At 35.0% G+C, this 19017-nt stretch carries 18 protein-coding genes; 8 read left to right on the plus strand and 10 right to left on the minus strand.

The window, feature by feature from the left end:
- Positions 1–32 precede the first annotated feature (32 nt).
- Positions 33–1859, plus strand: coding sequence for an ABC transporter ATP-binding protein (locus LB076_RS12935; protein ID WP_066332249.1), 1827 nt, complete (start codon positions 33–35; stop codon positions 1857–1859).
- A 73-nt stretch (positions 1860–1932) separates the two neighbouring features.
- Positions 1933–2634: a DUF2971 domain-containing protein gene (locus LB076_RS12940; RefSeq protein ID WP_066332251.1), complete on the plus strand. Its 702-nt coding sequence runs from the start codon at positions 1933–1935 to the stop codon at positions 2632–2634.
- A 45-nt stretch (positions 2635–2679) separates the two neighbouring features.
- On the opposite strand, the gene LB076_RS12945 is transcribed toward LB076_RS12940, so the two are convergent.
- From LB076_RS12945 to LB076_RS12965, 5 genes are all read right to left on the minus strand, one after another.
- Complete coding sequence (locus LB076_RS12945; RefSeq protein WP_176699269.1) at positions 2680–3438, minus strand: hypothetical protein; 759 nt, start codon at positions 3436–3438, stop codon at positions 2680–2682.
- A 38-nt stretch (positions 3439–3476) separates the two neighbouring features.
- A complete protein-coding gene (locus tag LB076_RS12950; RefSeq protein WP_232505658.1) occupies positions 3477–4097 on the minus strand; it encodes a hypothetical protein in 621 nt (206 codons plus the stop codon).
- Between the two features lie 219 nt (positions 4098–4316).
- Positions 4317–5039 carry a CREC-EF hand family protein gene (locus tag LB076_RS12955; RefSeq protein ID WP_066332259.1) on the minus strand — a complete coding sequence of 241 codons (723 nt, stop codon included), beginning with the start codon at positions 5037–5039 and terminating at the stop codon, positions 4317–4319.
- Between the two features lie 118 nt (positions 5040–5157).
- A complete protein-coding gene (locus tag LB076_RS12960; protein WP_099092439.1) occupies positions 5158–7629 on the minus strand; it encodes a TonB-dependent receptor in 2472 nt (823 codons plus the stop codon).
- Between the two features lie 12 nt (positions 7630–7641).
- Positions 7642–9342, minus strand: coding sequence for a M23 family metallopeptidase (locus LB076_RS12965; RefSeq protein ID WP_066332264.1), 1701 nt, complete (start codon positions 9340–9342; stop codon positions 7642–7644).
- Between the two features lie 178 nt (positions 9343–9520).
- Here LB076_RS12965 and LB076_RS12970 point away from each other — a divergent pair, with 178 nt between their 5' ends.
- The 3 genes from LB076_RS12970 (at position 9521) to rny (ending at position 11880) form a co-directional block, all read left to right on the plus strand.
- Positions 9521–9811: a hypothetical protein gene (locus LB076_RS12970; RefSeq protein ID WP_066332266.1), complete on the plus strand. Its 291-nt coding sequence runs from the start codon at positions 9521–9523 to the stop codon at positions 9809–9811.
- A 5-nt stretch (positions 9812–9816) separates the two neighbouring features.
- Positions 9817–10110 (plus strand): cell division protein ZapA, encoded by a 294-nt coding sequence (locus tag LB076_RS12975; protein WP_066332268.1) that lies wholly within the window; start codon positions 9817–9819, stop codon positions 10108–10110.
- A gap of 210 nt (positions 10111–10320) precedes the next feature.
- The gene (gene rny / locus LB076_RS12985) at positions 10321–11880 is read left to right on the plus strand and encodes a ribonuclease Y (protein ID WP_066332269.1); all 1560 of its coding nucleotides are present in this window, start codon (positions 10321–10323) and stop codon (positions 11878–11880) included.
- A gap of 96 nt (positions 11881–11976) precedes the next feature.
- Here the strand turns inward: rny and xerD are convergent, their stop codons facing one another.
- A complete protein-coding gene (gene xerD / locus LB076_RS12990) occupies positions 11977–12876 on the minus strand; it encodes a site-specific tyrosine recombinase XerD (protein ID WP_066332271.1) in 900 nt (299 codons plus the stop codon).
- Positions 12877–12955: 79 nt separating this feature from the next.
- Positions 12956–13468 (minus strand): hypothetical protein, encoded by a 513-nt coding sequence (locus LB076_RS12995; protein WP_066332273.1) that lies wholly within the window; start codon positions 13466–13468, stop codon positions 12956–12958.
- A gap of 302 nt (positions 13469–13770) precedes the next feature.
- Here LB076_RS12995 and LB076_RS13000 point away from each other — a divergent pair, with 302 nt between their 5' ends.
- The 3 genes from LB076_RS13000 (at position 13771) to aroQ (ending at position 15844) form a co-directional block, all read left to right on the plus strand.
- The gene (locus tag LB076_RS13000) at positions 13771–14334 is read left to right on the plus strand and encodes a porin family protein (protein ID WP_066332275.1); all 564 of its coding nucleotides are present in this window, start codon (positions 13771–13773) and stop codon (positions 14332–14334) included.
- 243 nt (positions 14335–14577) lie between these two features.
- Positions 14578–15228, plus strand: coding sequence for an outer membrane beta-barrel protein (locus LB076_RS13005; protein WP_066332277.1), 651 nt, complete (start codon positions 14578–14580; stop codon positions 15226–15228).
- 199 nt (positions 15229–15427) lie between these two features.
- Entirely contained in the window at positions 15428–15844 is a 417-nt protein-coding gene (gene aroQ, locus LB076_RS13010) for a type II 3-dehydroquinate dehydratase (protein ID WP_066332745.1), read from the plus strand.
- 28 nt (positions 15845–15872) lie between these two features.
- Here the strand turns inward: aroQ and LB076_RS13015 are convergent, their stop codons facing one another.
- The 3 genes from LB076_RS13015 to LB076_RS13025 all read right to left on the minus strand — a co-directional run bounded on the left by LB076_RS13015 (position 15873) and on the right by LB076_RS13025 (position 18954).
- Positions 15873–16742, minus strand: coding sequence for a cation diffusion facilitator family transporter (locus tag LB076_RS13015; protein WP_066332281.1), 870 nt, complete (start codon positions 16740–16742; stop codon positions 15873–15875).
- Between the two features lie 93 nt (positions 16743–16835).
- Entirely contained in the window at positions 16836–18146 is a 1311-nt protein-coding gene (murA, locus tag LB076_RS13020) for a UDP-N-acetylglucosamine 1-carboxyvinyltransferase (protein WP_066332283.1), read from the minus strand.
- Positions 18147–18252: 106 nt separating this feature from the next.
- The gene (locus LB076_RS13025; protein ID WP_066332749.1) at positions 18253–18954 is read right to left on the minus strand and encodes a DUF4290 domain-containing protein; all 702 of its coding nucleotides are present in this window, start codon (positions 18952–18954) and stop codon (positions 18253–18255) included.
- Positions 18955–19017: the final 63 nt, after the last annotated feature.

The following is a 19017-nucleotide window of genomic DNA, read 5'->3' on the forward strand; positions in this document are numbered from 1 at the left end:
CAACATAACGAGTCTTAACTTTACTTATTTTAATGAATAATTTTAAACGAATATTTTCTTTTATCCTTCCGTACAAAAAGTACGCATATCTAAATATCTTTTTTAATATATTGTATGCGCTTTTTAGCACGCTTTCTTTTATGGCGTTAATCCCTATGATGCAGGTGTTGTTTGACCAAGCCAAAAGAAATACCATCCGACCGACCTACCAAGGAATCTGGGAATTGAAAGACTTTGCAGAAGCGTATTTAAGCTATTTTATCACCCATACTACCGATACGCTCGGAGTGGGTTATACGCTATCTATTATGGTTACGGTGATAATCTCTATCTTTTTGTTAAAAAATGTAAGTGATTATTTGGCGTTGTTTTTTATTACTTTTTTGAGAAATGGTATTTTGAGAGACATGCGTAATGCGATGTACAAAAAAACGATAGAGTTGCCTTTGGCGTTTTTTTCTGAGAAAAGAAAAGGAGATGTTATTGCCCGAATTTCTGGAGATGTCAATGAGGTACAAGCGTCTTTTTTATCCATCTTAGAACTAGCCGTAAAAGAGCCACTAACCATTGTGTTTACTATAATCATGATGCTCACCATAAGCCCTAAACTAACGTTATTTGTATTTATTTTTATTCCGGTTTCGGGCTATGTCATTTCGCTCATCGGAAAACAATTAAAAAGACAATCTACTAAGGCTCAAGAAGAACAGGGTGTTTTTCTATCCACCATTGAAGAAACCCTTGGAGGCCTGAAGGTGGTCAAAGGGTACAATGCAGAGCAGTATTTTAACGGCATTTTTACGGAATCAACAAATCGGTTTTTTAAACTATCCAATAGCATTGGCAACAGACAGAATCTTGCCTCTCCTATGAGTGAATTTATGGGTATCATGGTTATTGCCATATTATTATGGTATGGCGGGAGTATGGTTTTGATAGAAAAAACCTTAAACGGCGCTTCGTTTATTGCCTACATGGGACTGGCTTACAACATCTTGACTCCTGCAAAAGCGATCTCAAAGGCTTCGTATAGTATTAAGAGAGGAAATGCAGCAGCAGAACGTGTTTTAGAAATTTTGGACCAACAAAACCCCATAACTTCCAAAAAAAACGCACTCCAAAAAACCAATTTTGAGTCTGTTATTGCCATAAAAAATATTAACTTTAGGTATGAAGACGAAAATGTTTTGAAAGACTTTTCTTTGGAAGTAAAAAAAGGACAAACCGTAGCCCTTGTAGGACAATCCGGAAGCGGAAAAAGTACTATTGCTAATTTATTAACCCGTTTTTATGATGTCAATCAGGGAGAAATATCCATTGATGACACCAATATTAAGGATCTGGATTTACACTCTTTACGAGCATTGATGGGACTGGTTACCCAAGATAGTATTTTATTTAACGATACCATCAAAGCCAATATAGCCCTAGGAAAATTAGACGCTACAGATGCCGAAGTTATAGAAGCACTAAAAATTGCTAATGCATACGAATTTGTAACCGATTTGCCTAAAGGGATTTACACCAATATTGGTGACAGCGGTAACAAATTATCTGGAGGCCAAAAACAACGCTTGTCTATTGCTAGGGCGGTTTTAAAAAACCCACCTATTATGATTTTGGATGAGGCTACCTCTGCCTTAGATACAGAGAGCGAAAAATTTGTACAAGTTGCCCTAGAGAACATGATGCAAAACAGAACCTCCATTGTGATTGCACACCGTTTGTCTACCATCCAAAAGGCCGACGTTATTGTAGTTATGCAAAAAGGAAAAATTGTAGAACAAGGCACCCACGAGCAATTAATTGCACAAAATGGAACCTATAACAAATTAGTTACCTTACAATCTTTTGAATAATAATCTGGACATGCTATTTTTGTTGTCTTTAGCGTATTCAAAAAACTAGTATATCTACTTAAAATTCTAAAAAATGTATCTTCAGAATCCTGATATTAAACTTCCTGAAGATCCAGATACCATTGTTTGGAAGTATCTGGATCTATCCAAATTTTTAGACTTATTGATGTCTAAAAAATTATTTATGTCTAGATCCGATAAATTTGAAGACCAATACGAAGGCACCTTTAGCGAGCCTACCTACGAGGAGATTAAAAAACTCTCTGCCAACAACCCCGATTTTTTAAATTATTATAAAACCCATCGCGAAAAGGTAGCCATTAGCAGTTGGCACCTCAATGAGTACGAATCTTTTGCTATGTGGCAAATTTTTACACAAAACAGTGAGGGTTTGGCCATTCAGTCCACCATTAGCCGTTTGCAAAAAGCACTAAATCCGGAGACTAATTACGCACAATATATTGGCGAGGTTAATTACATTGATTATAAAAAGGAGTACATTCCGTTTGATGATTTATTTTTTCCTTTTTTGTTTAAGCGTAAAAGTTTTCAATACGAAAAGGAAGTGCGAATTATCACCGACGTAAAACAAAATAATATTACTCTAAATGATGGGTTAAAAATTAACGTAGATATTAACCTGCTTATTGAAAAAATCTACATCCATCCAAAATCAGAAAATTGGTACAAAAACCTAGTTATTGCACTGGTGAAAGAGCTTGGATTTGACTTTGAGATTGACAAATCCGATCTAGAAAGCGCCATTTTGATTTAAAAATACCCCAAGTGTTTTTTAAAACGGTTATTTGGGAGCAGTTTTTTATTCGTCTTTAATTGTTTGATAATAAACACTGTTGGAATGTCTGGTATATATATCAAACATTTTTTTGTTTTCTGCGTACAATTTCAAAGCTTTTTCTTTATATCTAGTATATTCGGATTCGTTTTTTTGAAATTTATAGATCTTACATTTATAATATTCGTTATCCGCAAATTCGTTAATTTCAGTTTGTTTGTTAAAACATTTTAATGCGTTTTTTAAATCGTTTACTTCATAATAAGTTACTCCTAATTGGTAATAATCATATAAACCAGCGGAATAATTTTTGGTATTCAATTGGTCCTTAAATATTTTAATTGCTTTTTGTTTTTGATTTATGGCACTATAACAAATTGCTTTGGTTATATTTAAATGATAATCGCCATTAATGCAATATCCAATATTATAGTTTACTAAACTATCGAGTTTTTCAATATCTTTAATAGCTCCTATATAATCTCGAAAAAATTGGTAACGACACCAAGCCCGATAACCTAAATTAAAACTGAAATCTAAATCAACCGCTTTGTCAATTAATTTTTTCCAGGTTAAAAAATCGCCGCTTTTGAGATATGCAGTTGCTTTCTCTCTATAAGCATACGCAAAATCTGGACAAATTGTAATAGCATTATCCAGCGTTTCTTGAAATTCTCTTTGAAATTGATATAGTTTTTCTATTTTTTCGGCTTCAATACACGCTTTGTATTGTAACGTATCCCCTTTATACAGATAAGCATTACAATTTGGTTGTGAATACATCCAAATTGGTAGAAATAAAAGTATGTAACTGAAATTTTTCAAGGTAGTATTTCTTTTAATTGGCCATTTTCTATTTTAAAAATCAAATATTGATAATAATCTATTTCTTGTCCTCTGCGTTTTTTCTTTTTCCAGCCTTTTAAGGTTTTGGTAATATCCATAAGTTGTTCTGTTATGGATTTGTCAAAAACTTTTTCTTCATAGTTTTGATTCATTGAAATCAAACGAAATCGGTCTGTTTTTCCTTTACAGTTAACTACAAAATTAATTCGGATTAACCCAGTTTCATTTTTAATGTTTTCTGATTTATATTTTTCAGCAAACTCTTTTTCAATCGCCAATTTTTCTCCTTCGTATTCTAAACCCATAGAATTGTTAAAGTATTGAAAAATGCGTTTTGAATTACATAACTCAAATTCTGTGTCGTCCGTTTTTGAATTAAATGCGATGTCCCCAACATAATTTGGGTATTCCGATTTAGTTTCACTTTTTTCTTGACCGAAAGAAAAAAACGGCATAAATAAAAGGAATTGTACTATTTTAGTCATCATATATTTTTTCTTATTCTGCAGTAAACTATTAGGTCGAGCTTTTGACGCTTGGAGAGTTTGCCAATTAGATAAGCTTTCTACTTTTGAAGTAACTAAAACGGGATACAAAACGATAATTATACTAAATTTTAGCTAGCTCAAAAGGCTGGTTGACGAGCGGTTTTTAGTTTATTTTTGTCCGACTCTCAAATAGCAAAATAATTCTAGTCAAGTACCTATTTATCAAACTAAAAAGAATCGAAAAAGACTAATCCAATTAAAGCCAAAAATCCTGTTCAATAAATTTTATTCTGGTTACGTTTCTTATTTCTAGAATATGTCTAACCTCTAAATTGGATTATACGTTACTACCTCCCAAGTGGTGTTAGATAAGTCAATATAATTGTAATGCAAAACATCATTTTTGTCAAATTGACCATTTTTATTGGTGTCTTCTACGGTTCTAAAATACAATCTGTTTTTAGACTCTATCAAACTCCAATCTATTAGCTCCTGAAAATTAGTAGACACTTTTGTAAAACGAGCGCCACTAATTTCGCTTAAATACAAGGATTTAATATCGCTGGAGTCTAATTTTCCGTCTTTATTAGTATCTACATCATACATGGTGTAGACCATTATTTGTTTTTTGGTTCTATCGGCTACCGTTTTTAAGTAGGTGGCGGTTTGTATCAAAGCAGGTTTGTTGGTCAAGGGACGTATAGAATCGGAGTTGGTCTTCTGGAATTTTAAATTTTGTAAATATCCGGTAATTTCGTTTTCTCCAAAGTTAGAAATAGTAAAACTCAAATCAATAACACTCGAAGATCCGTATCTTGATTTTGTTCCTCTTTCGTAAACTCTTAGGTCTGCCACTGGGTGGATCAAATAGTCTGTCCCTTCCATTTGGATAGGTAAATCTGCAATTGCAACTTGGGCAGAATCTACTTTGACTGCTGCTTTTGTTTTGTTTGCTGCATCGTATATCACTTTAGGTTTTTCGGCTTCTTGCTTACAACTTGCCAAAAAAAACATAGAAATACTTAATAATGCGATAGATACTATTTTCATAATGTGGTAATATTAAAGATACACCAAATGTAATCATTTTTAAAAACCAACACCTTATTTAATCGCAATTTATAGCGAATTATATGCTTTTGGATTTAGGCTATTATACCCCAAATAGCTACAATCTTACATTTAATTTGAGATTAAAAACCCGTGTTGTCATGTAGTTTGGAATGGCATATTCGTTCTTAGAATATACGTCTCGCACAAAGGTATTGGTAATGGCGTTTTGGTTATTAAATAAATTGAAAATCTCAAATCCTAGGGTTAATTCTTTACAGTTTTTAAAAAATCTGTTTTGTGGTTTGAGGTGGTTTCCATCTATAAATACTTTGGAAAAACCTATATCTACTCGTCGGTAATCATTTAATCTGTTTTGGTATAAATAAGGATCCGCGTAGGCAGGAGAACCGCCTGGCAAACCTGTATTGTAAACCAAATTTAAATGCAACTTAACGGTCGGTATATTGGGCATATAATCCTGGAATAAAACCCCAAATTTTAAACGTTGGTCGGTTGGTCTAGCAATATAACCTCTGTTGTTAGTATTCTCTTCTGTTTTGAGATAACCAAAGCTAAACCAAGACTCCGAACCTGGCACAAACTCTCCATTCCAGCGTAGATCTATCCCTTGCACATAGGCTTTGGCATTATTGGTTGCTGCATAACGTATCCTAACATTATCAATGGTATACGTATTTACATTAGTAATATTTTTATAATACAACTCAGTTATAAATTTAAAAGGACGGGACCACATAGTAAAACTATAGTCATTACTCAAAACAACATGTAGCGCCTGTTGCGCCTTAACATTGGGTCTTACTACACCATCTGCAGCACGAAGTTCTCTATAAAATGGCGGCTGGTGGTACATTCCGCCCGAAATCTTAAATACCATATCTTGTTCCCAGTTTGGTTTTATAGCAAATTGTGCTCTTGGGCTAATTACAAACTGATTTACATTAGTGCCATCCGTTGTTGCGGCTAGTTGCCAATCTTGCATCCGCACACCTGCATTGTACCAAATTGCATGGCGGTTTAGCATTCCTTTTTTACTCCACTGCAAATATCCTGAAAACCGATGGATGGAAGTCGCGTTTTGTGCCCGTAGACTTTGATATGGAGCTAATGGCCCAGAATAAACCGCATATGGCTCGTCTTTTTTGATTAAGTCCAAACGCACTGGGTTTATGGAAAATCCAGCCGAATCTATGACCTCCCACTCTACCACTCGATCTCTAATGGATTCATGGGTGTATTTTGCGCCCCATTCTAAGGTATGGCTTTGGTAATCCAAAAAACCTTTAAGCTCTATATTAGCAATTAAGGCATCCAAATCATTGCGTGCATGGTTTAATTGAGAGCCTACACCTCTTGAAAAATTAACATTCCCAAAAGTTTCTGAACCTATATTGGTGTCTATTTCTCCCAATTGGTATTGCGCCAATATATCAAAATGCTCTTGCTCTTGGGTATGAAAAAGAGAACTTATCCATTTTAGCGTAAGGGTTTCTGTAGGTTTAAAAGTAGTTTTTAATGCCCCAAAATAGGTACTGTACTGATCCTTTTCTTGCCCCTGATAATATACCAAAAGCGCTATAGGATTGCTAATGGTCCCAAACTTGGTTTGCTTGGTTAAGGGTTTGTAATTGTAATTATTTTGCGAAATATTGCCCACAAAACTCCAATTCCATTTAACCGAAGCTTGATAATTTATATGGGTTTGCAGGTCTACAAAAGAGGGAGTATAGTTTGTCTGTGTGTCTTGACTTTTAACCAACAAACTGTTGTTTCTATAACGCACTCCAGTGACTGCTGCCCATTTATTATTTTTGGAAACCGCATCTAGAGCCAAACTTCCGCCCAAAAAACTAAGCTCCATACTGGATGCAAATTTAGTCGGTGTTCTGTAGGTAATATCCAAAACAGAAGCAAGCTTGTCTCCAAATTTTGCTTGAAATCCTCCTGCAGAAAAATCTACATTTTGGACCAGATCGGTATTGGTAAAACTCAACCCTTCTTGTTGGCCGGAACGAATCAAAAAGGGACGGTACACTTCAATTTCGTTTACATACACTAAATTTTCGTCATAATTACCACCCCGAACTGCGTATTGGGTACTCAATTCGTTATTAGAGTTGACTCCTGCTAGGGTTTTTAGTATGTTTTCAATACCTGCATTTGCTCCTGGGATTTTTCGAATCATCTCGGGCGAAATACTCGTTATTCCGGTGGTGTTTTTTTTGTTGTTAGAAGTAATCACTACCGCCCCCATTTGTTCCTCTCTGGCATTCATTACCAAATGAAACTCATAGACTTCGTTATTTTTTAAAGCCATCGAAACAGTGGCCTTTTTTAAAGAAACATGGGTAAATACCAATGTTATTTGTTGCTCCGAGGGCACCAACAAACTATAAAAACCGTTGCTATTGGTTTGTGTAACCACCCCAGCTCCAGAAACATTAACGTTACTTATTGGAAGATTATTATTATCTAAAACAAGTCCTTTTACTCTTGCAGATTGCGCAACAGAAGACAACACGGTCCAAAAAAAGACTAAAACAAAAACAAATTTATTGGTTATCAAGATTTTTAACTATTAGTATTGTTGACTTCTAAAAAAACGCGTCTCAAAGGTACTTGAATTTCCTACATTATCCGTGACTATTACTTTTAAATCATTGGCTCCCTCTGCAACAATACCATCACTGAAGTTATGAGTAAGGGTTCGGGATTTATAATCGTACTCCAACAAAATCCAATTGCCATTTAAATAACCCGCATACGATTTAATACCAGAACCACTATCACTTACAGAAAATCGCAGCGTTTTTTGTTTGCTAATCCATTTTCCTGCAATAGAATTTGCAATGGTTATAGAGGGTGGTTTGGTGTCGGTAACTAATTTATAAGTACCAAGGGATCGCACCTTGGCCGAAAACACATTTCCTTTGGACCAAGTATAATTATACCCAACCCTGCCTCTGCTATCTATGTCTGCTATAAACACTTTTTCTTTCTGAGCTTCTGTATAGGTCGAATCTGTGATGGATATCGTAAAGTTTGAATGCACCGGAACCGAATCGTTATGCAAATACAAAGTGCTATCTTTGACGTCAAAATCCATTTCAAAATCATCATAAAAAGTCCCTGCTGGAAAAAATACCGCTATATTTTGTTTAGTAAAGAGATTATCCCTAGCCACTTTTACATAATAATCCGAGTGCACCGCAAGGGTATTGACCACCGGATCTGCCCCATCATAGGTTATTGGAACAGTGATGATTTTGACATTATTAAAAAAATCCGAAACCTCAATACGGTACACAGAGGCCAAATTAGGCACTACATCTATTATCCCATTGGTTGCATCTGTTGCAATAAAACTAAGAGGATACGGGGTTTTCATAAACAACTTTTGTACCCGTTGGTTGGTTTGTTTGTATCTAGGATAATCCAGCAACGCATTAATGTAACGCATTTCGTCAAAACCATAGGTATCCAATTGATAGCCAAAACTAGGATTGCCGTTCCAATAGGTTTGTACCTTATAAGCACCGTTTTTGTTGTACGAAACACTATCATAATCTACGGTGGTGATTCCAAAACCAATTTTTCCATTTGCCTTAACACTAGAAGCTAAATAAGTCCCGTCTTTTTGTAAAGAAACACTTAAAAGCAATGGTCTTTTGGATTGATTCACTACCGTATTAGCCTCTAAAGGATAAACATATAAGCCCGATATAAATGGTTTTTTGCTGTCTTTAATACTGGTATCATATCCAAATAATAGCGGATTGATGATCTTCTCGGTCTTGCTATCTCTAAATTCAAAATGCAAATGCGGGCCTTGCGAAGAACCAGAATTTCCCGAAAAGGCAATAACCTGTCCTTTTTGCACCGGCAATTCGTCTGGTTTTAAAAACAGTTCTATTTCAAAAGCCTGTTCTCTATAATAGGCTTTTTGTATGTAATCTTGGATTGCGCCATTGGCTGATTTTAAATGTCCATACACAGAGGTAAATCCGTTAGGATGTGTTATATAAATTGCTTTGCCGTAGCCGTAAGGAGACATCTTAATTCTAGACACATAACCATCCGCCACTGCATGTACGTCTAAGCCTTGTCTTTGTTGGGTTTTAAAATCCCAACCAGCATGAAAGTGATTGGGTCTGAGTTCTCCAAAGTTTCCAGAAAGTTGGGTCGGAATATCTAAAGGAAGCCTAAAATAATCTTTGGGATAATTGGTTTGCGCAATACAACCACTAAAAAGCAGTATAAAAAAAGGTAAAAATCTCATCTTATTCATTTTTGCTAAGGTAAAAAAAGTAATTCGTTAAATTTTATAAAAAAAGACTTTTTGTAAACAATTACAAAACAAGAGTTTGCTTTTTTTAAAATAAAAAAACGAATAAAATATTGTAATAATAAAAACTAATACTAAATTTGTAATATTAAGTAATGAATCGGAAATAACAATGAGTGTAATTGCAGAAATAATTGATACTCTCGAAAACAAAATTAAAAAACTGATTTTAAAACTTGAAAGTTTAGAAAAAAACAATCAAGAGTTAGAGAGTAAAGTATCCAAATCTGCACAAACCATACAATCTCAGTCACATGAGATTGAAGCCTTAAAAAAGCAATATGAATCGCTCCAAATTGCCAGCACATTACTAGGCAGTGACAATAATAAAAGAGATACAAAGCTAAAAATAAATTCATTAATTCGTGACATTGATTACTGTATAGCACAACTTTCAGATTAATAAACATGGATGAAAAGCTTAAAATAAAAATATCAATTGCTGACAGAGTCTACCCGCTAACGGTAGATCCTGCTCAAGAAGAAGGACTTAGAAGTGCTTCTAAAAAAATTGATCTTATGATTAAGCAATTTGAAGAAAATTATGCCGTACGAGACAAACAAGATGTTTTGGCCATGTGTGCCTTACAGTTTGCATCTCAAGTAGAACAAAAACATATCGATAATGCAATCAATGGCGAAGAAACTATTGAAAGAATTAAAAATTTAAACGTTCTATTAGACCAACATCTCAACAATTAAACGTTCTTTACAGAAACTAAGATACTGCCTACATTAGTTCCCAATTGGTAAACTCAACACTAACATTTTAGAATGAGCGAATCATCACTACTAAAGCATGCCACGCTCCGGCGAGGAAACTTGAACAGTGAGTTAGCTCAAAACTTGTCTTTTCGAGTTTATACAATACCACTAATGTAGGCTTTTTTTATATATAAATTTTAAACAAACATGGACATAGTAACAATCATTTCAGGAATTATAGGTATAGTAGTTGGATTTGGAATTGCAAAAATAATTGAAAAAAGCAACATCTCTAATTTAATTAAAAATGCCAAAAAAGAAGCCTCCTCTATATTAAAAGACGCTAAAGTAGAAGCCGAGAATATCAAAAAAGATAAAATTCTGCAAGCCAAAGAAAAATTTATAGAACTTAAATCAGAGCACGAACAAGTTATCTTATCTAGAGATAAAAAAGTTGCCGAAGTAGAAAAAAGAACCAGAGATAAAGAATCGCAAATTTCTAACGAATTATCCAAATCCAAAAAGGTAAACGAGGACTTTATCCAAAAAACCAACGAATACAATTCTAAAATTGATATTCTAGACAAAAGACAAGCCGAAGTAGACAAGTTGCACAAAAGCCAATTACAACAATTAGAAGTAATTTCAGGGCTTTCTGCAGAAGAAGCTAAAAACCAATTAGTAGACGGATTGAAAGCAGAAGCCAAATCAAAGGCAATGTCTCATATTCAGGACACCATTGAAGAGGCCAAATTAACCGCACAACAAGAGGCCAAAAAAATAATCATCAACACCATTCAAAGAGTAGGAACCGAAGAAGCCGTAGAAAACTGCGTTTCTGTTTTCAATATTGAATCCGATGATGTTAAAGGTAGAATTATTGGTAGAGAAGGTAGAAACATCCGTGCACTGGAGGCTGCTACAGGAGTTGAAATAATTGTAGACGATACCCCTGAGGCAATTATACTATCTTGTTTTGACCCAGTACGTAGAGAAATAGCCCGTTTAGCATTACACAAACTAGTTACAGACGGACGTATACATCCTGCAAGAATTGAAGAAGTTGTTGCAAAAACAACCAAACAAATTGATGACGAGATCATTGAAGTAGGAAAACGCACCGTTATTGATTTAGGGATTCATGGTTTGCACCCTGAATTAATCAAAGTTGTTGGACGCATGAAATACCGTTCTTCCTACGGACAAAATTTACTGCAACACTCTCGCGAAGTTTCTAAACTTTGTGGGATTATGGCCGCCGAACTTGGTTTAAATGTAAAATTAGCCAAAAGAGCGGGTCTATTGCACGATATCGGAAAAGTTCCGGATGCAGAGAGTGACCTACCACATGCTTTATTAGGAATGCAATGGGCAGAAAAATATGGCGAAAAAGAAGAGGTTTGCAACGCCATTGGAGCGCATCATGACGAGATAGAAATGAAATCCTTACTATCTCCTATTATTCAAGTATGTGATGCCATATCTGGAGCAAGACCAGGAGCAAGACGTCAAGTTTTAGATTCGTACATCCAACGATTAAAAGATCTAGAAGAAGTTGCATACGGATTTACGGGAGTAAAAAATGCCTATGCCATTCAAGCAGGTAGAGAATTGCGTGTAATTGTAGAGAGCGAAAAAGTTTCTGACGAAAATGCAGTAAACCTATCTTTTGAAATTTCGCAAAAAATACAAACAGAAATGACTTATCCAGGTCAAGTAAAAGTTACCGTTATCCGAGAAACTAGAGCCGTAAATATTGCCAAATAAGCGCAAAAAGTATCTCCATAAAATAAGTAAATAAGTAAATAAGCACAAAAAGCATTTCAGTAAATCCTGAAATGCTTTTTTTTGGTTTGCCACAGTCTAGCTTTTTCTGGGATGAAACTCTTGCACCACCTTAGCCAAAAACGTTCTGTCTAAATGCACATAAATTTCTGTAGTAGTGATCGACTCATGCCCTAGCATCAATTGTATTGAGCGCAGGTCTGCCCCATTTTCTAATAAATGCGTAGCAAAAGAGTGCCTAAAGGTATGTGGGCTTATTTTTTTGGTTAGGCCTGTTTTTAGACTTAAATCTTTTATAATAGTAAAAATCATTGCTCTGCTGAGTTGCCCTCCACGTCGGTTTAAAAATAAGGTATCCTCAAAACCTTTCTGGATATGCAGCTGCTGTCTAACTCCTTTTTTATAATAAGCAATGTATTTTTGAGCTAATTCTGCTATGGGTACAAAGCGTTCTTTATTTCCTTTTCCGGTTACTTTTATAAAACCTTCGTCAAAAAACAAATCCGATATTTTGAGCGTAATTAGTTCTGAAACCCGCAAACCACAACCATACAAAACCTCTAACATGGCACGGTTGCGCTCTCCTTGGTCGGTTGCTAAATCTATAGCTGCAATTAAGGCATCAATTTCATCTAGAGCTAAGGTATCGGGCAATTTTCGGCCTATTCTAGGTGTTTCAATAAGTTCTAGAGGATGGTCTGTTCTATACTCTTCAAAAATTAAATAATTAAAAAAACTCTTTAGACCCGAAATCATTCTTGCTTGAGAGCGTGGATGGACTTGGGACGAAAGAGCATAAAGGAACTGTTGCAGCGTTTCTTGGGTGATTTGAACCGGAGAAACCGAAATAGCATTTTGTTCCAAAAACAAACACAACCGCTCCAGATCAAAGGAGTAGTTCTCAACTGTATTTTTAGAGAGTCCGCGTTCTATTTTTAGATACGACTGATAGCTTTTTATATAAAAATCCCAATTCATGACACAAAGTAACGGATTTTATATCCATAAAAAAACCTCCCGATTAGGAGGTTTTATATAAAATGAATTAAGACTAAAATTATAATTTATAATTAAAACCTAAATTAAGTGAAGAAATAGATCCTCCATCACGAGAAATTCCTTTATAACCTGCAAAAACTTCAAATTTATCCGTTTGGTAACCAAATTTTGGTTGGTAATAAACACCACCATCGCTAGTTCCTTTACCAACATAGATTGCATATCCTAAATCAGCACCTATGAAAAAATCTTCTGCAATAGTATATTGAGCAGTACCGGCTAATGGTAGAAAACCAATTGGATCCGTTTTAACTTCAATACTACCAAATGGACCTAAATCCGTAGTAGATGTTTTTCCTAAAAATGTAGTATAACCAGTAGTTGCACCTACTTTAAATTGCTCATCAATTTCCCATAAATAAGCAACATCTGCTCCTACATTTAAAGAAAAAGCGTCTTTAATATCGCCCATTGGCAAGCCAACATGAGCTCCAATTTTAAATTGCCCTTCTTGTGCATTAGCAATTCCAAAAGCAAATACAGCAGCAACTGTTAAAATAATTTTTTTCATTTTTATTTTTATTTATAATTTGAAGTGCGAATGTATCTATATCTCTTTTAAAAAACACTTAAATCACGGATAAAAAGCAGCTCTTTTTTTACTTAAAAATCGCTTTTTTAAACATAAAACATTCAAAAACAGCTAAATAGAAATTTTAAAAATCACTACATTTAGTGATGTAATAAATAAATATTTTAACAGTAAATAACTTACAAATATTTTAAAATCATAACTATTTCTTTCTATTCAATTTATTTCTTTAGATTAAATTGCGTCTTGATAAAATTTAGTATTCAAAAAAAGAAAAAAAAATGAAAAAAACAGGAATAACAAGCATTGCAATAGTTGCTTTGGTGTTTAATACACAGGCACAATTAGTAAAATTTGGTCTAAAAGCTGGAGTTAATTATGCCAATGCAACAGCAGCAGAAGTTACTATTGACAAACAAAATTACCAAACCGCTGCAATAGGCAGTTATCATGCCGGAATTGTTGCTCGAGTTAAGCTTACAGACAAATTTGCGGTACAACCCGAATTAATTTATACTACCGAAGGCGCGAGTTACAAAAATGCAGCTACCCAATTTAAAAATGAACTTGGATACCTTTCCATTCCGTTATTGGCACAACTAACTATCGGTAACGTATTCATTTTAGAAGCCGGTCCGCAAGCACATTTTTTAGTAAGCCAAAAAAATAATTTTGATCTAGAAGATTACAACACCTTTGAATTTGCAGCAGCAGCAGGGTTAGGTGTACAGCTTACCAAAAGTGTTTTTGTTCAAGGACGTTATGTTATGGGTGTTACGGATCCGTCTAAAAATTCAGATATTAAAAGCGCAACAGTACAACTATCTGCTGGATTCTTTTTTTAGACCATTAAATTTTTACTGTTTGGAGGTACTGTTTTGTACTTTATCAACTTTAGGGAAACTAAAAATAAGTAGTCATAACCCTACATGTTGTATATCAAGCATTTATATTAAAAAAAACATAAAAAAAAGCAAAAATTGTTATGAAAATCAAAAAAAAGAATGGTTATGTAGTTTTTTTAATACATTTGCGTAAGTTTTTTGCACTAAGCAAAAAAAATAATTAACTATAAATTTAATAATTCGATGAAAAAAGTTTTTTTAATTGCAGTAGGTTTTTTTGCTTTTCAAGCAGCAAATGCACAAGAGGATAACTCTTCTTACAAGCCAACAGTTGGAACAATTACCACTGAGGTAAATTTAACCGGAGGTTTAAACAATGCTAATTTCAACCTTAATGGTGGAGGTTTAAAATTTAGATATTTTTTAAAAGAAGATATGGCTCTTAGAGTTGGTCTTGGGTTAAATAGCGAAACGTCAGAAGTTGAGATGACAACTCCTGTGGTAGCAACAGCTACAACTAAAAGTTCTTCAAATACAATCAAATTAGGTATTGAGAAACATTTTGCTGGATCAGATAGATTATCTACGTATGCTGGAGCAGATTTATTGATCAAAATGGGTAATGAATCTGAGGAAGGTAAATACAATAATACAACTACAAAAACAGAGCAAAAAAGTTCTGGATTTGGAGTTGGCTTATTTACTGGTGCAGATTATTACATTGTAAAAAAAGTATATTTAGGTGTTGAAGCTGGATTAAGCTTTATGTCTAATACCTTAAAAGACAAAGAAACTACCACTACAGGCCAACCTACAATTACCGTTCCTGGTAATAAAGGTTCTAATTTAGCCACTAATGTATTTGGTGGTGTTAGAATTGGATACCAATTTTAATACTTAACCATAAGAATAAGTAATCCCGTTTTGAGAATCTCAAAACGGGATTTTTTTTGGTACCTAAATTAATTCAGTCCCAAAATACGTTCTGTAGTAGGTAACAACTAAGATGTTTTATTTTAGATTTAGTACAACTTCAGTTTTAGAAATCATTTTAATTGGAATGATTTATTTATTTTTACAAAAAATAAAACTTATGAAAATTTGCATTATCAATGGCCCTAATTTAAATTTATTAGGCAAAAGAGAGCCCGAAATCTATGGTAGCCTTACGTTTGAAGATTATTTTAGTTCGCTTACCAATCGTTTTCCTTCTATTGCATTTACTTATTTTCAGAGCAATATTGAGGGCGAATTAATTGGTAAAATTCAAGAATTAGGATTTTCTTATGATGGTATCATTTTGAACGCAGGTGCCTACACCCATACTTCGGTAGCTATAGGAGATGCCATTAAAGCCATTACTACACCAGTGATTGAGGTACATATTTCTAACACATATGCCCGAGAAACCTTTAGACACCAATCGTATATTTCTGGAAATGCAAAAGGAGTAATATTGGGATTTGGATTAAAGAGCTATGAATTAGCGGTGCAATCTTTTGTTATTTAAGCAACCCGTCCTAATGGGTATGCTGTCCCTATGGGCTTGGCTCTATATGTATTAAAACATGTCCCAATTGAGGCATTTGTTCTCGTAAAGTATCTTTTAGTTGGTGGGCTAAATCATGGCCTTGTTTGACTGTAATGGTTCCATCTACTATTGCATGCAAATCTACGTGGTATTTCATGCCTGCCTTTCGGATAAAACATTTTTCGGTGGCTACAATTCCCATCACGGTTACAGAAACCTTGCGTATCTCTGCAATTAAATCATCATATAGGTGCTCGTCCATGACTTCGGCCAAAGCGGGTCTAAATATCTGGTAACTATTATACAAAATAAAAAAAGAAGCCAATAGCGCTGCCCAATCATCGGCAGCTTCGTAACCTTTGCCTAAATACAATGCCAGACTAATGCCAATAAATGCGGCTACTGAGGTAATTGCGTCACTACGATGGTGCCAGGCATCTGCTCGCAAAGAAGAACTGTTGGTTTGTATGCTTTTTTGGATTACTAACCTAAAGGAATATTCTTTCCAGAGGATAATGCCTCCTAGAACTAGTAAGGTCCATGGTTTGGGCAAATCATGCGGAATTTGAATATTGAGAATGCTCTTATAAGCAATAAGTAATGCCGATGCAATCAAAAAACCAACCACCAAAAAGGTAATTAATGGTTCTGCTCTTCCGTGCCCGTAGGGATGGTTTTTGTCTGCTGGTCTGCTTGAATATTTAATTCCGAACAAAACCAATAGGGACGCAAAAATATCGGTGGTAGACTCGATAGCATCTGCAATTAAGGCGTAAGAATTGCCAAAAAAACCCGCAAATCCTTTTATAATAGCTAGAGCGCTGTTGCTTAAAATACTAAAATAGGTTGTTTGTATTGCTGTTTTTTCTGCAGACATGGAGGTAGTAAATTAAAAAATCGTTTAAACATTGCTTTTGGTTGGAATAAAAAAAGAATGTTTAAACGATATTGGATATATAGTATCGATACGCTATTCTCGAATGATGTTGGCGCCTATGGCTCGCAATCTTTCGTCAATTCTTTCGTATCCACGGTCAATTTGTTCTATATTTTGAATGATACTGGTTCCTTTTGCGGAAAGCGCTGCAATTAATAACGAGATTCCAGCACGTATATCTGGCGAAGACATGGTGGTGGCTTTTAATTGAGACTGAAAATCATGCCCCATAACCACTGCTCTATGCGGATCACATAGCATTATTTTGGCTCCCATATCAATTAGTTTGTCTACAAAAAACAACCTGCTTTCAAACATTTTTTGATGTATCAAAACATCGCCTTGTGCTTGTGTAGCTACCACTAAGACAATGCTTAGTAAATCCGGCGTGAATCCAGGCCACGGAGCATCTGCAATGGTCAAAATGGAACCATCAATATCTGTTTTTAGTTTGTATCCGTCTTGGTGTGAAGGTATGTAAATATCATCTCCTCTGCGCTCTAGGGTGATTCCTAGTTTTCTAAAAACATTGGGGATTTGGCCTAAGTTATCCCAGCTAACGTTTTTGACGGTAATTTCGCTTTGGGTCATGGCTGCTAGTCCTATCCAGCTTCCTATTTCAATCATATCTGGCAAAACCCGGTGCTCACAACCACCAAGACTCGCTACACCTGTGATGGTTAGCAAATTGGATCCTACTCCAGTTATATTTGCTCCCATTGCGTTTAGCATTTTGCATAGTTGTTGCAAATAGGGCTCACAGGCAGCGTTATAAACGGTAGTGGTTCCTTTGGCTAACACGGCTGCCATAACAATATTGGCTGTTCCGGTTACTGAAGCTTCGTCAAGTAGCATCGAAGCTCCTTGCAAACCATCCGGGGCTTCTACGCCATAAAAATGGTCTTCTCTATTGTACCTAAATTTTGCCCCAAGGTTTATAAATCCTTCAAAATGGGTATCCAAACGTCTTCGTCCTATTTTGTCTCCTCCGGGTTTGGGTATGTATCCTTTTCCAAAACGAGCAAGTAGTGGTCCTACAATCATTATGGAACCACGTAATGCCCCTCCTTCTTTCTTAAAGGCTTCGGTTTCTAAATAATCAATAGCGATATTATCTGCCTGAAATAGGTAGGATCCAGGGCCTTTTTTTTCTATTTTGACTCCTAAATTCCCTAACAATACAATTAGTTTATTGATATCAATAATATCGGGTATATTATTGATTAACACCTGCTCTGAGGTCAAAAGTACCGCACACAATATTTGTAACGCTTCGTTTTTTGCGCCTTGTGGAGTTATTTCTCCTTTTAGACGAATCCCTCCTTCTATTTTGAAAATTCCCATATATTCTTTGTAGTTATAAATTATTTAGGTCTAAAATATACCTGTTTTCTTGTTTTTTTTGGGGTAACCAATTGTATTAACTAGTCTAAAATCCAAAAAACTAGTTTTATTTTTTATATTTTGGCTTGACCAATTTAGTGTTTCTGTTGCTCTGAATTTTGGGTTGGCTCGCTGGGGTTATTTTATTGGATATTCTTTTATTGGTACGCAATAAATCTGTGGTGTTCAATAACTCTTCGGAACTATGTAGCAGGTTCAGTTTGCCATCTGACAATTCGTATAGGTGTTCAAAAATAACATCGTCTTTTACGGTGTCTTTGTTCCAACTCAAATACGATTTTTTCATGTGGTTTGCAATAACCACAACCAAAGCTTCTTTCATCTCTCCTTCTTCCCATTTATTAGCAACATCAATCATGTATTTTATGTTGTTGCCATAATACCGGTATTTAGGATAATTTTGAGGATACTGCAATACGTCTGGCTTTAGCTGCAAGACTTCGCGAGAAGGGATAGGATATGGAGATACTACATCTAATTTAAAATCAGACATAATAAACAATTGGTCCCATAATTTGTGCTGAAAATCCAATACATCTCTTAAATGCGGGTTCAAGCTCCCCATTACCTGAATGATGTATTTGGCTGCTTTATTGCGCTGCTCATCATCTTCTATGGCGGTGGCTTGGTCTATTAATTTTTGCAAATGGCGGCCGTATTCCGGAATAATCAAATGCGATCTTTCGGCATTGTATTCCAGATGATGGACCACATCATTTGCATTTTCTTTGGTGTATTTTGAATTCATGGTTTGCATTTTATTTTGGAGCAATAAATGGTAGTACTATTTTTGGAACAACCAACCTACTAT

This window comes from Flavobacterium crassostreae (assembly GCF_001831475.1).
GTDB classification, from domain to species: domain Bacteria; phylum Bacteroidota; class Bacteroidia; order Flavobacteriales; family Flavobacteriaceae; genus Flavobacterium; species Flavobacterium crassostreae.

Excerpts from the sequence above, each read along its gene's own strand:
- LB076_RS12935 (WP_066332249.1), top strand. The coding sequence starts at position 33 with ATGAATAATTTTAAACGAATATTTTCTTTTATCCTTCCGTACAAAAAG.
- LB076_RS12940 (WP_066332251.1), top strand. The coding sequence starts at position 1,933 with ATGTATCTTCAGAATCCTGATATTAAACTTCCTGAAGATCCAGATACC.
- LB076_RS12945 (WP_176699269.1), bottom strand. The coding sequence starts at position 3,438 with ATGTATTCACAACCAAATTGTAATGCTTATCTGTATAAAGGGGATACG.
- LB076_RS12955 (WP_066332259.1), bottom strand. The coding sequence starts at position 5,039 with ATGAAAATAGTATCTATCGCATTATTAAGTATTTCTATGTTTTTTTTG.
- LB076_RS12965 (WP_066332264.1), bottom strand. The coding sequence starts at position 9,342 with ATGAGATTTTTACCTTTTTTTATACTGCTTTTTAGTGGTTGTATTGCG.
- LB076_RS12970 (WP_066332266.1), top strand. The coding sequence starts at position 9,521 with ATGAGTGTAATTGCAGAAATAATTGATACTCTCGAAAACAAAATTAAA.
- LB076_RS12975 (WP_066332268.1), top strand. The coding sequence starts at position 9,817 with ATGGATGAAAAGCTTAAAATAAAAATATCAATTGCTGACAGAGTCTAC.
- rny (WP_066332269.1), top strand. The coding sequence starts at position 10,321 with ATGGACATAGTAACAATCATTTCAGGAATTATAGGTATAGTAGTTGGA.
- xerD (WP_066332271.1), bottom strand. The coding sequence starts at position 12,876 with ATGAATTGGGATTTTTATATAAAAAGCTATCAGTCGTATCTAAAAATA.
- LB076_RS12995 (WP_066332273.1), bottom strand. The coding sequence starts at position 13,468 with ATGAAAAAAATTATTTTAACAGTTGCTGCTGTATTTGCTTTTGGAATT.
- LB076_RS13000 (WP_066332275.1), top strand. The coding sequence starts at position 13,771 with ATGAAAAAAACAGGAATAACAAGCATTGCAATAGTTGCTTTGGTGTTT.
- LB076_RS13005 (WP_066332277.1), top strand. The coding sequence starts at position 14,578 with ATGAAAAAAGTTTTTTTAATTGCAGTAGGTTTTTTTGCTTTTCAAGCA.
- aroQ (WP_066332745.1), top strand. The coding sequence starts at position 15,428 with ATGAAAATTTGCATTATCAATGGCCCTAATTTAAATTTATTAGGCAAA.
- LB076_RS13015 (WP_066332281.1), bottom strand. The coding sequence starts at position 16,742 with ATGTCTGCAGAAAAAACAGCAATACAAACAACCTATTTTAGTATTTTA.
- murA (WP_066332283.1), bottom strand. The coding sequence starts at position 18,146 with ATGGGAATTTTCAAAATAGAAGGAGGGATTCGTCTAAAAGGAGAAATA.
- LB076_RS13025 (WP_066332749.1), bottom strand. The coding sequence starts at position 18,954 with ATGAATTCAAAATACACCAAAGAAAATGCAAATGATGTGGTCCATCAT.